11 protein-coding genes are annotated in these 12829 nt (G+C 58.7%); 4 read left to right on the top strand and 7 right to left on the bottom strand.

All coding sequences use genetic code 11. The annotated features are described in order from the left end of the window. Window positions 1-47: 47 nt before the first annotated feature. The 5 genes from secF to queA form a co-directional block, all read right to left on the bottom strand. Window positions 48-1016 (bottom strand): protein translocase subunit SecF, encoded by a 969-nt coding sequence (gene secF, locus EIEH_RS16260; RefSeq protein ID WP_015870435.1) that lies wholly within the window; start codon window positions 1014-1016, stop codon window positions 48-50. Between the two features lie 11 nt (window positions 1017-1027). Beyond that, window positions 1028-2884: a protein translocase subunit SecD gene (gene secD, locus EIEH_RS16255; protein WP_015870434.1), complete on the bottom strand. Its 1857-nt coding sequence runs from the start codon at window positions 2882-2884 to the stop codon at window positions 1028-1030. A gap of 27 nt (window positions 2885-2911) precedes the next feature. Further along, complete coding sequence (yajC, locus tag EIEH_RS16250; RefSeq protein WP_015870433.1) at window positions 2912-3244, bottom strand: preprotein translocase subunit YajC; 333 nt, start codon at window positions 3242-3244, stop codon at window positions 2912-2914. A 140-nt stretch (window positions 3245-3384) separates the two neighbouring features. After that, complete coding sequence (gene tgt, locus EIEH_RS16245) at window positions 3385-4524, bottom strand: tRNA guanosine(34) transglycosylase Tgt (RefSeq protein WP_015870432.1); 1140 nt, start codon at window positions 4522-4524, stop codon at window positions 3385-3387. A gap of 147 nt (window positions 4525-4671) precedes the next feature. Further along, window positions 4672-5745, bottom strand: coding sequence for a tRNA preQ1(34) S-adenosylmethionine ribosyltransferase-isomerase QueA (gene queA, locus EIEH_RS16240; protein ID WP_015870431.1), 1074 nt, complete (start codon window positions 5743-5745; stop codon window positions 4672-4674). 226 nt (window positions 5746-5971) lie between these two features. Between queA and EIEH_RS16235 the strand changes: the two genes are divergently transcribed. Both EIEH_RS16235 and EIEH_RS16230 read left to right on the top strand, forming a co-directional pair. Continuing rightward, window positions 5972-6553, top strand: a complete 582-nt coding sequence (locus EIEH_RS16235) for an ACP phosphodiesterase (RefSeq protein WP_015870430.1) — start codon at window positions 5972-5974, stop codon at window positions 6551-6553. Window positions 6554-6813: 260 nt separating this feature from the next. Then, the gene (locus EIEH_RS16230) at window positions 6814-7416 is read left to right on the top strand and encodes a peroxiredoxin C (RefSeq protein ID WP_015870429.1); all 603 of its coding nucleotides are present in this window, start codon (window positions 6814-6816) and stop codon (window positions 7414-7416) included. 52 nt (window positions 7417-7468) lie between these two features. On the opposite strand, the gene malZ is transcribed toward EIEH_RS16230, so the two are convergent. After that, window positions 7469-9259, bottom strand: a complete 1791-nt coding sequence (gene malZ / locus EIEH_RS16225; protein ID WP_015870428.1) for a maltodextrin glucosidase — start codon at window positions 9257-9259, stop codon at window positions 7469-7471. A gap of 287 nt (window positions 9260-9546) precedes the next feature. Here malZ and EIEH_RS16220 point away from each other — a divergent pair, with 287 nt between their 5' ends. Beyond that, window positions 9547-10824, top strand: coding sequence for a mechanosensitive ion channel family protein (locus EIEH_RS16220; protein ID WP_015870426.1), 1278 nt, complete (start codon window positions 9547-9549; stop codon window positions 10822-10824). A 131-nt stretch (window positions 10825-10955) separates the two neighbouring features. After that, the gene (locus EIEH_RS16215) at window positions 10956-11222 is read left to right on the top strand and encodes a hypothetical protein (protein WP_015870425.1); all 267 of its coding nucleotides are present in this window, start codon (window positions 10956-10958) and stop codon (window positions 11220-11222) included. Between the two features lie 86 nt (window positions 11223-11308). On the opposite strand, the gene proY is transcribed toward EIEH_RS16215, so the two are convergent. Further along, entirely contained in the window at window positions 11309-12706 is a 1398-nt protein-coding gene (gene proY, locus EIEH_RS16210) for a proline-specific permease ProY (RefSeq protein ID WP_015870424.1), read from the bottom strand. Between the last annotated feature and the right edge of the window lie 123 nt (window positions 12707-12829).

Raw genomic sequence — 12829 nt, 5'->3', positions numbered from 1 at the left:
CGGATTATTCCCTCTGCGCTGGCCGCCCAGGCAGCCATGCGCATCGCTTATGGCAGCAGCGAAGGCTGATCGGCGCCCTCTTTCTCCACTTTCTGCTGCAGCATGTGCTCACGCTTCATACCCAGCTTCAACGCCAGTGCCGAGGCGACATAGATAGACGACACGGTACCGATAGAGACCCCGATCAGCATGGTCAGCGAGAAGCCTTTCAGCATCGCGCCGCCAAAGATGTACAGACACAGCACCACCACCAGCGTGGTGGCGGAGGTCATGATGGTACGGCTCAGGGTCTGCGTCAGCGAAACGTTCACGATCTCATACGGCGTACCGCGGCGGATCTTACGGAAGTTTTCGCGGATACGGTCAGAGACCACGATACTGTCGTTAAGCGAGTAGCCGATAACCGACATCAGCGACGCCACGATGGTCAGATCGATCTCGATATGGAACAACGACAGCACCCCGAGCGTGATCACCACGTCGTGCGCCAGCGCCAGCACCGCACCGAGGGCCAGACGCCACTCGAAGCGGAAGCCGACATAGATCAGGATACTGATCAGCGCCACCAGCAGCGCCATGCCGCCGGCCTGTGCCAGATCGCTGCCCACGCTCGGACCGACGAACTCAATACGCTTAACGGAAGCATTGCCATCGATGACCTGCTCAACCACCGCCACGATCCGGTTACCCAGCTCCTGCCCCTCATTGCCACTAATCGGCGCCATGCGGATCATGATGTCGCGGCTGCTGCCGAAGTTCTGCACCACCGGCTCGTCAAAGCCTGACTTCACCAGAGAGGCACGCATCGCGTTGAGATCCGGTGCCTTTTCCACCGTCAGCTCAATCACCGTCCCGCCGGTGAAGTCCAGACCCCAGTTGAAGCCCTTCACGTACATCACCAGACAGGAGGCCAGCAACAACAGCCCGGAAAGCGTAAAAGCAACGTAATCCCAGCGCATAAAGTCGATGACTTTACGCCCATGGTTAAGTTGTTCAACGGTATATTCTTGTGCCATTCCCTAACCCCTCAGATAGACAGCTTGTTGATGCGCTTGCCGCCGTACAGCAGGTTGACAATGGCGCGGGTACCGACAATGGCGGTAAACATCGAGGTTGCCACACCGATAGCGGTGGTGATGGCAAAGCCCTTGATGGAGCCGGTGCCCACGGCGTACAGGATCACTGCGGTAATCAGCGTGGTCACGTTGGCATCGATAATACTGGAAAACGCGCCTTTATACCCCTCATGGATCGCCTGCTGAACGGTCCGCCCGTTGCGCAGCTCCTCCTTGATACGCTCATTTATCAGTACGTTGGCGTCAACCGCTACCGCAAGGGTTAGCACGATCCCCGCAATACCCGGCATGGTCAGTGTGGCCCCCGGCAACAGCGACATAATCCCGACGATCATCACCAGGTTAGCCAGCAGTGCGGTGGTCGCGATCAGACCGAATTTCTTGTAGAACACCACCATAAAGATGATCGATGCGATAAGCCCCCACAGGCAGGCTTCCAGCCCCTGCTCAATGTTCTGCATTCCCAGGGTTGGGCCGATGGTCCGCTCCTCCACGATCTGGATCGGTGCGATCAGCGCACCGGCGCGCAGCAGCAGGGAGAGCTGACGGGCCTCAGCCGGGTTATCGATACCGGTAATCCGGAAGCTGTTACCCAGGCGCGACTGGATCGTCGCCACGTTGATCACCTCTTCCTGCTTCTCCAGGATCGGCTTGCCGCTGGCGTCTTTCTTGCCGCTGTCCTTATATTCCACAAACAGGGTCGCCATCGGCTTGCCGATATTGTCCTTGGTGAAGTTGGACATGGCGCTGCCACCGGCGCTGTCGAGGGAGATGTTAACCTGCGGACGGTTAAACTCATCCTGGCTGGAGGTGGAATCAGTGATGTGGTCACCGGTCAGGATCACCCGCTTGTAGAGCACCACCGGACGACCGTCACGGGTATATTTGACCTCAGAGTCACCCGGTACGCGACCGCTGGCGGCGGCCTGCGCATCCACGTTGCTGTTGACCAGACGGAACTCCAGCGTCGCGGTCGCACCCAGAATCTCTTTAGCACGCGCCGTGTCCTGGATACCCGGCAGCTCAACCACGATACGATCGGCGCCCTGACGCTGTACCAGCGGTTCGGCAACACCCAGTTGGTTCACACGGTTACGCAGGATATTAATGTTCTGCTGTACCGCATACTCACGGGCCTCACGCAGACGATCGTCCGTCATCACCGCCTTCAGCATCGTGTCACCCACGTTACTGAAGACCAGATCCCGGTGGCGCGGAGAGAGGTAATCGCTGGCCGCATCGCGGGCGGCGGCGTCACGGAAGTTGATCTCCACGCCTCCGCTGGCGGGATCGGGCAGTTTACGGATGGTAGAGTAAGGAATGCCTTTGTCACGCAGATCGCTGCGCAGGGTATCCATGGTCTGTTCCTGCAGCTTGCTCAGCGCAGTATCCATGTCCACCTGCATCAGGAAATGCACGCCACCGCGCAGATCAAGGCCCAGCTTCATCGGCTCGGCGCCGACCATCGCCAGCCATTTCGGGGTAGCAGGCGCCAGGTTGAGTGCGACGACATATTTGTCACCCAGCGTATCGACCAGCGCTTCGCGCGCCCGCAGCTGAATGTCGGTATCAGTAAAGCGTGCCAGAATGGCACCATTTTCCAGCGCAATGGATTTGCTGGGGATATGCTGTTTTTCAAGCACATCACGGACTTGGACCAGTGTTGACTCACTGGCGGCGACACCGCGCGCGCCAGTGATTTGAACAGCCGGATCCTCGCCATAAAGGTTAGGGAGCGCATACAGCAGACCGATGACCAGCGCCACGATCAGCATGATGTACTTCCACAAAGGATAACGGTTTAACACGGCAGTTCCCTTAGGGAAAATCGAAAATTACAGCGCTTTCATCGTACCTTTCGGCAGGACAGCGGTCACGAAATCGCGTTTGATGATCACTTCGGTAGTGTCATTGAGCGCAATGGTGATATAGCCGGTGTCGGCCACTTTAGCCACACGGCCAATCAGGCCACCGTTGGTCAGAACCTCATCACCCTTGCTGATGGAGTCCATCAGTTTTTTATGTTCCTTGGTGCGTTTTTGCTGCGGGCGCAGGATCATAAAATAGAAAATCAGGCCGAATACGACCAGCATGATCACCAGAGAGTACGGACTGCCCTGCGCCGGAGCCCCTGCAGATGCAACAGCGTCAGAAATGAATAAACTCATCGAAATATCCCTCATTAATTACTATAGATAGCAACAACACACTGCCAAAGCACACTAAGTGCATTAAACCGGCCAGGATCCATTTCCCGACCGGCCTAATTTTTCTACGCTGCTGCCCTTAATACCGCACGATAGCGGGATCAGGACGCGGCATCGGCTGCGCCCAGTGGCGGAACCGTACGACCTCTGCGACCATAAAAATCAGCCGCAAAGCGCTCTAATTTACCTTCCTCGATAGCCTGGCGTAAAGCCGCCATCAAACGCTGATAGTAACGCAGGTTGTGGATGGTGTTTAAACGGGCACCCAGAATTTCGTTACAACGGTCGAGATGATGCAAATAGGCACGGCTATAATTGCGACAGGTGTAACAATCGCACTCGGGATCCAGCGCAGTGGTATCCTCTTTGTATTGCGCATTGCGAATTTTTACCACCCCACCGGTGACGAAAAGATGGCCGTTGCGCGCGTTGCGCGTCGGCATAACGCAGTCGAACATATCGATACCACGACGCACCCCTTCCACCAGATCCTCCGGCTTGCCGACGCCCATCAGATAACGCGGCTTATCCTGCGGGATCATCGGGCAGACATGCTCCAGAATACGGTGCATATCCTCTTTGGGCTCACCGACTGCCAGGCCGCCCACAGCGTAACCATCAAAGCCGATCTCTACCAGCCCTTTTAATGATACATCTCGTAAATCTTCGTAAACGCTGCCCTGAATAATCCCGAACAGCGCATTCTGGTTACCCAGCTCATCAAAACGCTGACGGCTGCGTTTAGCCCAGCGCAGCGACATCTCCATGGAACGCTTGGCATAGTCCCAGTCCGCCGGATAGGGGGTGCACTCATCGAAGATCATCACGATATCCGATCCCAAATCGTACTGGATCTCCATCGATTTCTCCGGGCTCAGGAACACCGGAGAGCCGTTGATCGGATTGCGGAAGTAGACCCCCTCCTCCTTGATCTTACGCATCGCACCCAGGCTGAATACCTGGAAACCGCCGGAGTCCGTCAGGATCGGCCCCGGCCACTGCATAAAATCATGCAGATCGCCGTGCAGCTTCATGATCTCCTGACCCGGGCGCAGCCACAGGTGAAAAGTATTACCCAGCAAGATCTGGGCACCGGTCTGGGCCACCTCTTCCGGCGTCATGCCTTTTACCGTGCCGTAGGTCCCCACCGGCATAAACGCCGGCGTCTCAACCACGCCGCGTTCAAAAATCAGGCGGCCGCGCCGTGCGCGTCCATCGGTGCTGACTAATTCGTACTTCACTCAAACCTCCGTCATCAGAAAAACAGTCTGATGGTGTCATGCCCTACCGGCGCACCCGACGCGGCGGGAAACCGGCCCCCGACGGCGTTAGCCACCGTAGTCGGGCGAAAAATAGCCCGCCGCTTGCGTCGGCGGGCCGCATAAAAATCAGGCTGAGACCACCTGCTCCTGCTCGGCCTGCGGGTTACGGGTAATATACATGGCATCCCCGTAGCTAAAGAAACGGTATTGCTGTACCACGGCGTCGCGATAGGCATCCAGCGTGTGACGATACCCGGCAAACGCGGAGACCAGCATGATCAGCGTGGACTCCGGCAGGTGAAAGTTGGTAATCAGAGCATCAATCACCTGATAGTGATAGCCCGGATAGATAAAGATTTGCGTATCGTCAAAGAAGGGCGCAATAAGCGCCTGCTTATTGGCCGCCGCCGCGCTCTCCAGCGAGCGGACAGAGGTGGTGCCGACCGCGATCACCCGGTTACCGCGCGCCTTACAGGCCAGAACGGCATCGACAACCTCCTGCGGGACTTCGGCATATTCGGAGTGCATCACGTGATCTTCAATGCTCTCAACCCGCACCGGCTGAAAGGTGCCTGCGCCGACGTGCAGGGTCACAAAGGCCATCTCAACCCCCTTGTCGCGCAGTCTGTCCAGCAGTGGCTGATCGAAGTGCAGACCCGCGGTCGGCGCCGCCACGGCGCCGGGACGTGAACTGTATACGGTCTGATACAGTTCGCGATCAGCCTCCTCATCCGGCCGATCGATATAGGGTGGCAGCGGCATATGTCCAGCTGCATTGAGGATGGTCAGCACATCGCGCGGATCGTCAAACCCCAGCTCAAACAGGGCATCGTGGCGGGCCAGCATGGTGGCGCGGATATCCTCGTTATCCCCCAGCAGCAGTCCGGCACCTGGCTTGGGCGCCTTGGACGCCCGCACGTGCGCCAGAACCCGGGTGCGATCCAGTACGCGTTCGACCAGCACCTCGACCTTACCACCGCTGGCCTTGCGGCCAAACAGGCGCGCCGGGATCACCCGGGTGTTGTTGAACACCAGCAGATCGCCCGGATTGAGCTTATCGACAATATCCGTGAACACCCCGTGCTGCCGCGCGCCCGTCGGGCCATCCAGCGACAGCAGGCGGCAGCCGCTGCGTTGTTCCTGGGGATAGCGGGCAATCAGTTCATCGGGCAGTTCAAAGGTAAAGTCGGACACACGCATGGTTTGGTTTCACTATATGATTGACGGTAATACGCAGAAGAAAAACGGCTTAGTCTAGAGCCGCCGACGAGAGGCTGCAACCGCAGATACCGCCCGGCGGCAAATTAGGCGCTTTCCCGCATGCGAAGGCGACGGAGTACGCCGCTCCCAACGCGGACAGGATCATGCCGCCGGCGCATCGGCGGTGGCACTGGCTCTGCGCCGCATGCTCCCGTATACTCAGCGGATGAATTTTCTCGCCCATCTTCACCTGGCCGCGCTGGCAGACAGCTCGCTGCTCGGTAACCTGCTGGCCGACTTTGTCCGCGGCGATCCAAAGCCCTATTATGATGCCGATGTCTGCGCAGGAATCCGCATGCACCGCCGCGTCGACAGCATGACCGATAGCCTGCCGCAGGTTCGCGCCGCCCGCGCCTGGTTTGGCGACGGCTATCGCCGGGTCGCCCCAATTACCCTGGATATCGTCTGGGACCATTTTCTGGCCCGCCACTGGTCAACGCTGGAGCCGCAGCGGCCGCTGCCCGACTTTATCGCCCACGCCCGCACCGCCATTCTGCCCCATCTCGAGGGGACCCCGCCGCGCTTTCATACGCTGAATCAACACCTGTGGCAAGAGCGCTGGCTGCAGCGCTATGCCGAGCTGCCATTTATCGCCAGGGTACTCAGCGGCATGGCCCAGCGCCGTCCCCGCCTGGCGGCGCTGAGCGGCTCATTCGGCGATATCGAGCGTCACTACGATCGTCTGGAGGCACAGTTCTGGCACTTCTATCCACAGATGATGCGCCAGGCGCGTGCCAAGGCGCTGTAGCGCCTGCGCAATATGTTCCCAAACGCGCATTTTCATAACAATATGGGCACATATAAGGGTGGCTAAAATCGTATTTTACGCTATGGTTTTGACATCTTATCGTCGATAACGGCTATTTTTGGTCATTTTCTGTAACAATTGATTGGCATTGACTATCATATTGATTGGCGCTTCACGCTTTATTTACAAACGACAACTTCGTATAGTTAGCGCCAGATAAAGATTCGATAACCTACTGAATACTATTAACGGGAGTTATTATGGTCCTGGTTTCTCGTCAAGCCCCCGACTTTACCGCTGCCGCCGTGATGGGTAACGGTGAAATCGTTGACAAATTCAACCTTAAAGCGTTCACTCAGGGTAAACCGACCGTGGTTTTCTTCTGGCCGATGGATTTTACCTTCGTGTGTCCGTCTGAACTGATCGCCTTCGATCACCGCTATAGCGAGTTCAAAGCACGCGGTGTTGAAGTGGTCGGTGTCTCCATGGACTCTGAGTTTGTCCACAACGCCTGGCGCAAGACCCCGGTGGATAAGGGCGGTATCGGCGAAGTACAGTACCCGCTGGTTGCCGACGTTAAGCACGACATCATGCGCGCTTACGGCATCGAACACCCGGAAGAGGGCGTAGCGCTGCGCGGCTCTTTCCTGATCGACAAAAATGGTATCGTACGTCACCAGGTGGTCAACGATCTGCCACTGGGTCGTAACATTGATGAAATGCTGCGTATGGTCGACGCCATGCAGTTCCACGAAGAGCACGGTGATGTCTGCCCGGCCCAGTGGGAAAAGGGCAAGGCTGGTATGGGCGCCTCTCCGGACGGCGTTGCCACATACCTGACTGAAAACGCCGATAAACTGTAATCGTTTATCCTGCACAAAAAAGCGACCCACGGGTCGCTTTTTTTATGCCTGCTCACCCATTCAGCGCCCACACGCTGGCGCTCTCGGCGGGAAGCCTCAGCGTCAGTGTTTCCACGCCGACCGCCAGGCGCCCGGCGCCGCACAGTGCACGCCATGCCCCCGTCGGCAGCAGCGGCGTGCAGGGCAGGCTCACCTCGCCCTCGCCGGTACGCTGGATAGCCACCAGAATCGACTGCCGTTCCAGGCGACGGATAAACAACAGCGTCTCGCCATCGGCATGGATGACCTGACAGGCGCCGCGGCGCAGTGCGACGTATCGGCGACGCATTTGCGCCAGCTGATGGCACAGGCTGTGCAGCACACCATCCCACTGTGCCGTTTCCCAGGGAAACGGCGCCCGGCAATAGGGATCGTTCTCCCCTGCCAGGCCAATCTCGTCGCCATAGTACAGGCAGGGAACCCCTATCCAGGTAAACAGCCAGGTCAATGCCAGCATCATCCGCTGACGGTTTCCCCGTAGCAGGGTAATAAAACGGGCGGTATCGTGACTGTCCAGCTGGTTAAACTGGCACAGCTGCTGCGTCTGACTGAGCCCGGCGCGGTATGACTCCATCCACGATGCACATGCCTCTGCGCGCAGGCGTATCGGCTGACAGGCGACATCCACGCCGGCGAGGAACGCGCGCAGCGGCAGGGCAAAGCCCATATAGTTCATGGCGCCGTCCTCGACCCCGGCCTGCAGCCAGCGGCGCGCGTCGCCAAAGTGCTCGCCCAGCACATAGGCCTGGGGATTTTCGGCCTTAACCACCCGGTACATCTCCGCCAGATGATGCAGATTACCCCGGGCGCTTCCCCCCTCGCCCAGCATGTGGATGACATCCAGCCGCCAGCCATCAATGGCATAGGGCGGGCGCAGCCAATAGCGTATCACGCTGTCATCCGCCCGATAGATACTGTCGATCACCCGCACGCTGGCATAGTCCAGCTTAGGCAGCGAAGGCTCACCTTTCCAGCCCAGCGCCCGTCCGTCGGCGTCAAAGCTGTAGCGTTCACGCTGCGGCGAGGCGGGGTGGTGGCAGGCACCATCCTCACCGCACCGCGGACGATCGAACCAGCGGTGGGTATCGCCGGTATGATTGAATACGCCGTCCAGCAGCAGGCGGATACCCACCCGGGCGGTGGCCTGACGCAGCCGGATCAGCGCCTGATCGCCACCCAGCCCCGCATCCACCCGATAATAGTCAGCGGTATCATATTTATGGTTGCTCGGCGCACTGAAGATGGGATTCAGGTAGAGCGCGGTGATCCCCAGTGCCTGCAGATAGGGCAGCCGTGCGGTGATGCCGTCCAGATCGCCGCCATAGAACGTGTTGGCATCCACCGTATCGTCCAGCGGCGTCACCCAGTCGCGCCAGCGCGGATGCGGTGCGTTTTCCGCCACGGCGCTGCGGGCAAAGCGATCGGGAAAAATTTGGTAAAACACCTGGTCGGCAACCCACTCGGGATAGGGCGACGGTACGCTGACGGCGAACTGCGCCTCCTGACCCGGCGGCGTCTCCTGCAGTCCCAAAGGCGTGAGCCAGCGCTGACGATCGTCCCACAGCAGCTTAAAACAGTAGCGCCGCAGCGGCTCGCCCTCCCGCAGCGAGAGACGGGCCCGATAGCACACGCCTGCGCGGTGCCGGTGACGGCGCATCGGCAACAGCCACTCTTCATTATCCGGTTCACAGCGCAGCAGCACCCGCTGCGGCAGATCCTCCCCCGCCAACAGCAGCGTCACCACCAGATCGTCTCCGCGGCGACGTACGTAGGGCGCGGCCGGCAGGTGCCAGGCATTAAACATGATTCTCATCCCTCTTTCAGCAAGATACCACGATCATGACACTGCCCGGCATGGCCGCGCCTCCCCTGTCGCGCTATTTTAGAGGGATGAGTGCGGGGGATGAGACAATACTGCGCCTGTTTTTTTGTAAGTCAGTGTCAAATAAAGAGAAAACTGGTTGACTGCTCGCCTGCAGCCGTTAGCCTATCATTAGGCCACCTGCCCTCACTGCGCATCGACGCCGGGGAGTGGCGCCGTGGCGCCCGTAACCACACGCAATGCATCACAAGAAAAATGAAGGAGCCTGGATGCAAAAAGTATTAATGCGCTGGCTGGAGCAGTTCGGTTTTGAGTTCACCCATGTGACCTCACTGGTGATTGTTCTGGGACTGATTATTCTGACGGCAGCGATCATTCACCTGCTGCTGCACCGTCTGTTGCTCACCCGCCTGCAGGCACGCGGTCTGCAGAGTGAAAATATGTGGATTAAGGCGCTGACCCAGCATAAGCTTTTCCACCGCCTGGCCTCAATGTTTCAAGGGATCATCGTCAATATTCAGGCCGTATTCTGGCTGCACCCCGGCACGGACGCCGGCTATGCGCTGATCGTCGCCGCCCAGCTGTGGATCCTGCTGTTCGCCCTGCTCTCCCTGTTCTCCCTGCTGGATATCCTGCTGGATCTCTCCCACCAGCTCTCCGTCGCCACACAGCTGCCGCTGCGCGGCATCTTTCAGGGCACCAAGCTGCTGGCGGCGATCCTTATCGGCATTCTGATGATTTCGCTGCTGATGGGACAGTCGCCGATCCTGCTGATCAGCGGCCTCGGCGCCATGGCGGCGGTATTGATGCTGGTATTTAAAGATCCGATCCTCGGGCTGGTCGCCGGGATCCAGTTGTCGGCCAACAATATGCTGCACCTCGGCGACTGGCTGGAGATGCCCAAGTACGGTGCCGACGGAGCAGTCACCGACATCGGTCTGACCACCGTTAAGGTGCGTAACTGGGACAATACCATCACCACCATCCCCACCTATGCCCTGGTGTCCGACTCGTTTAAAAACTGGCGTGGTATGTCGGAGTCGGGAGGACGCCGCATCAAGCGCAGCCTGAATATCGATACCACCAGCATTCGCTTTCTCAACGATGACGATCTGGCCCGACTGCGCCGCAGTGCGCTGCTACAGCCCTATCTGCATGACAAGAGCCTGGAGATTGCCAACGATAACCAGCAGCAGCATATCGATTTGGCGTCGCCGCTCAACGGTCGGCGTATGACCAATCTGGGTACCCTGCGCGCCTATCTGCAGGCTTATTTGCTGCAGCACCCCCGTATCCGCAAGGACATGACCCTGATGGTGCGTCAGCTGGCGCCAACCTCCGATGGTCTGCCGATTGAGATCTACGCCTTCACCAATACCGTGATCTGGGCCGAGTACGAGGGTATCCAAGCCGATATCTTCGATCACACCTTTGCCGTCATCGAGCAGTTTGGCCTGCGGATCCACCAGACGCCGACCGGTACGGACGTGCGCGCCATCGCACCACATCTGTCCCGGGACGGCGTGGGTAACCTTACCCTCAACTGACAGTTACCGACGCAGATGTTTCGTGCCGTAACAAAGCTCTCCCATCTCTCTCACGATATGAATATGGGGTTCACGCCCCGCCGTGGCTGAGATACAAAGACAACGCATGTTTTTAACCGGGAGAGTTTGCTTTGTTTACACGACTGCACGCACATCTGTTGCCGCTGCTGTCAGCCCTGATCCTGATGGGCTGCCTGCACGGCGCCAGCGGCAACGGCGTCTCACCCGACACCCTGCATGCCGCACAGCACTATGAAGAGATGATCAACACCCTGCACGACGTCCGCGATGCGCTGCGCCAGCGCAGCAACGGCGCCTGGCGCGATGAGCAGGAGGAGGCACCGGCCGATCCCTTTACCGGCGTGAGCGAAGTCCGCGCCCGCCGCCGCCCTCACTGATACGACAAACGGAGCCCTTCTATAACGATAAACGGAGCCCTTAGGCTCCGTTTCTTTCTCCCGCGTTCAGCGGTGCGCAGCGCGTATCACTCCCCCTGCTCCCGCGGCAAAGAGTGCACCAGATCCGGTGCCGTCGGCTGGCGGACAAAGCGATAGCCGATCAGCAGGGCCAGGATCCAGATGGCGCCGGCGTACAGCGATATCCGCGTATCCGGGAAATAGCCGATCAGCGCGATGATAAAGGCCAGAAACAGGATCCCCAGCAGGGAGGTATACACGCCACCGCGCAGCGGGAAATCCAGTCCTTTCGCCTGCTCCGGGGTCAGGCGACGACGAAAGGCGATCTGCGACAGCAGGATCATTATCCACACCCACACCGTGGCAAAGGTCGCCAGCGAGGCGATCACCAGAAAGACATTCTGCGGCATGATGTAATTCAGGTATACCGCCACCAGCAGCGCCAGCACCATCACCACCACCGTAACCCACGGAATACCGTGGCGGGAGAGGCGGGCAAAGATACGCGGCGCATGCCCCTGCTGCGCCATACCGTGCAGCATACGGCCCACGCCGAACACATCGCTGTTAATCGCCGACAACGAGGCCGTGATCACCACAAAGTTCAGGATCCCGGCGGCAGTGGTAATCCCCAGGTGCTGGAAGGTCAGAACAAAGGGACTGCCCTGGGTGCCGACCTCACTCCATGGGTAGATGGACATGATCACAAACAGGGTGCCGACGTAAAACACCAGAATCCGCAGCGGTACCGAGTTGATCGCCTTAGGGATTGCCGTCTTGGGATCGGCTGCCTCGCCGGCGGTGATACCGATGATCTCAATCCCGCCATAGGCGAACATCACCAGCTGCAGCGACAGGATCATCCCCGTCACACCGTGGCTGAAAAAGCCGCCGTTGCTCCACAGGTTATGAATACCGGTCGGCTGACCGCCGTTGCCGATGCCCCAGATAATGATGCCAAAGCCCGCCAGGATCATCACCACGATGGTGGCGACCTTAAAGAAGGAGAACCAAAACTCCAGCTCGCCAAACACCCGCACGCTCATCAGGTTCACCGCACCGATGATCAGCACCACGCTCAGCACCCAGATCCAGTGCGGCACCGCAGGGAACCACACCCCCATATAGATACCGAACGCTGTCACATCGGCGATCGCGACAATCAGGATCTCAAAGCAGTAGGTCCAGCCGGTGATATAACCTGCCATCGGTCCCAGGTAATCCTGCGCATAGCGCGAAAAAGAGCTGGCCTGTGGGTTATTGACCGACATCTCACCCAGGGCGCGCATGATGATAAACGCCACCACGCCGCCGATCAGATAGGCCAGCAGCACGCTGGGGCCCGCCATCTTAATGGCGTCAGCCGAACCATAGAAAAGGCCGGTGCCAATCGCCGACCCCAACGCCATAAAGCGGATATGGCGCGCATTGAGCCCCCGCTTTAGCTTATTGGCTTGTTGTTGCATGTGATGAGTTACCCATTCGCCTGTCAAAAAAACACGGGCGCAGATGCCCGTGCTGAAAAACACCGATGATTATAGAGTGGCCGCCGACGCAGTTCACGCCATCAACTGTAACAATTTCATGAC

It is taken from the genome of Edwardsiella ictaluri ATCC 33202, from assembly GCF_000264785.1.
GTDB classification, from domain to species: domain Bacteria; phylum Pseudomonadota; class Gammaproteobacteria; order Enterobacterales; family Enterobacteriaceae; genus Edwardsiella; species Edwardsiella ictaluri.
This window is presented reverse-complemented; position numbering and strand designations above follow the sequence as displayed.

Excerpts from the sequence above, each read along its gene's own strand:
- secF (WP_015870435.1), bottom strand. The coding sequence starts at position 1,016 with ATGGCACAAGAATATACCGTTGAACAACTTAACCATGGGCGTAAAGTC.
- yajC (WP_015870433.1), bottom strand. The coding sequence starts at position 3,244 with ATGAGTTTATTCATTTCTGACGCTGTTGCATCTGCAGGGGCTCCGGCG.
- queA (WP_015870431.1), bottom strand. The coding sequence starts at position 5,745 with ATGCGTGTGTCCGACTTTACCTTTGAACTGCCCGATGAACTGATTGCC.
- EIEH_RS16235 (WP_015870430.1), top strand. The coding sequence starts at position 5,972 with ATGAATTTTCTCGCCCATCTTCACCTGGCCGCGCTGGCAGACAGCTCG.
- EIEH_RS16230 (WP_015870429.1), top strand. The coding sequence starts at position 6,814 with ATGGTCCTGGTTTCTCGTCAAGCCCCCGACTTTACCGCTGCCGCCGTG.
- malZ (WP_015870428.1), bottom strand. The coding sequence starts at position 9,259 with ATGTTTAATGCCTGGCACCTGCCGGCCGCGCCCTACGTACGTCGCCGC.
- EIEH_RS16220 (WP_015870426.1), top strand. The coding sequence starts at position 9,547 with ATGCAAAAAGTATTAATGCGCTGGCTGGAGCAGTTCGGTTTTGAGTTC.
- proY (WP_015870424.1), bottom strand. The coding sequence starts at position 12,706 with ATGCAACAACAAGCCAATAAGCTAAAGCGGGGGCTCAATGCGCGCCAT.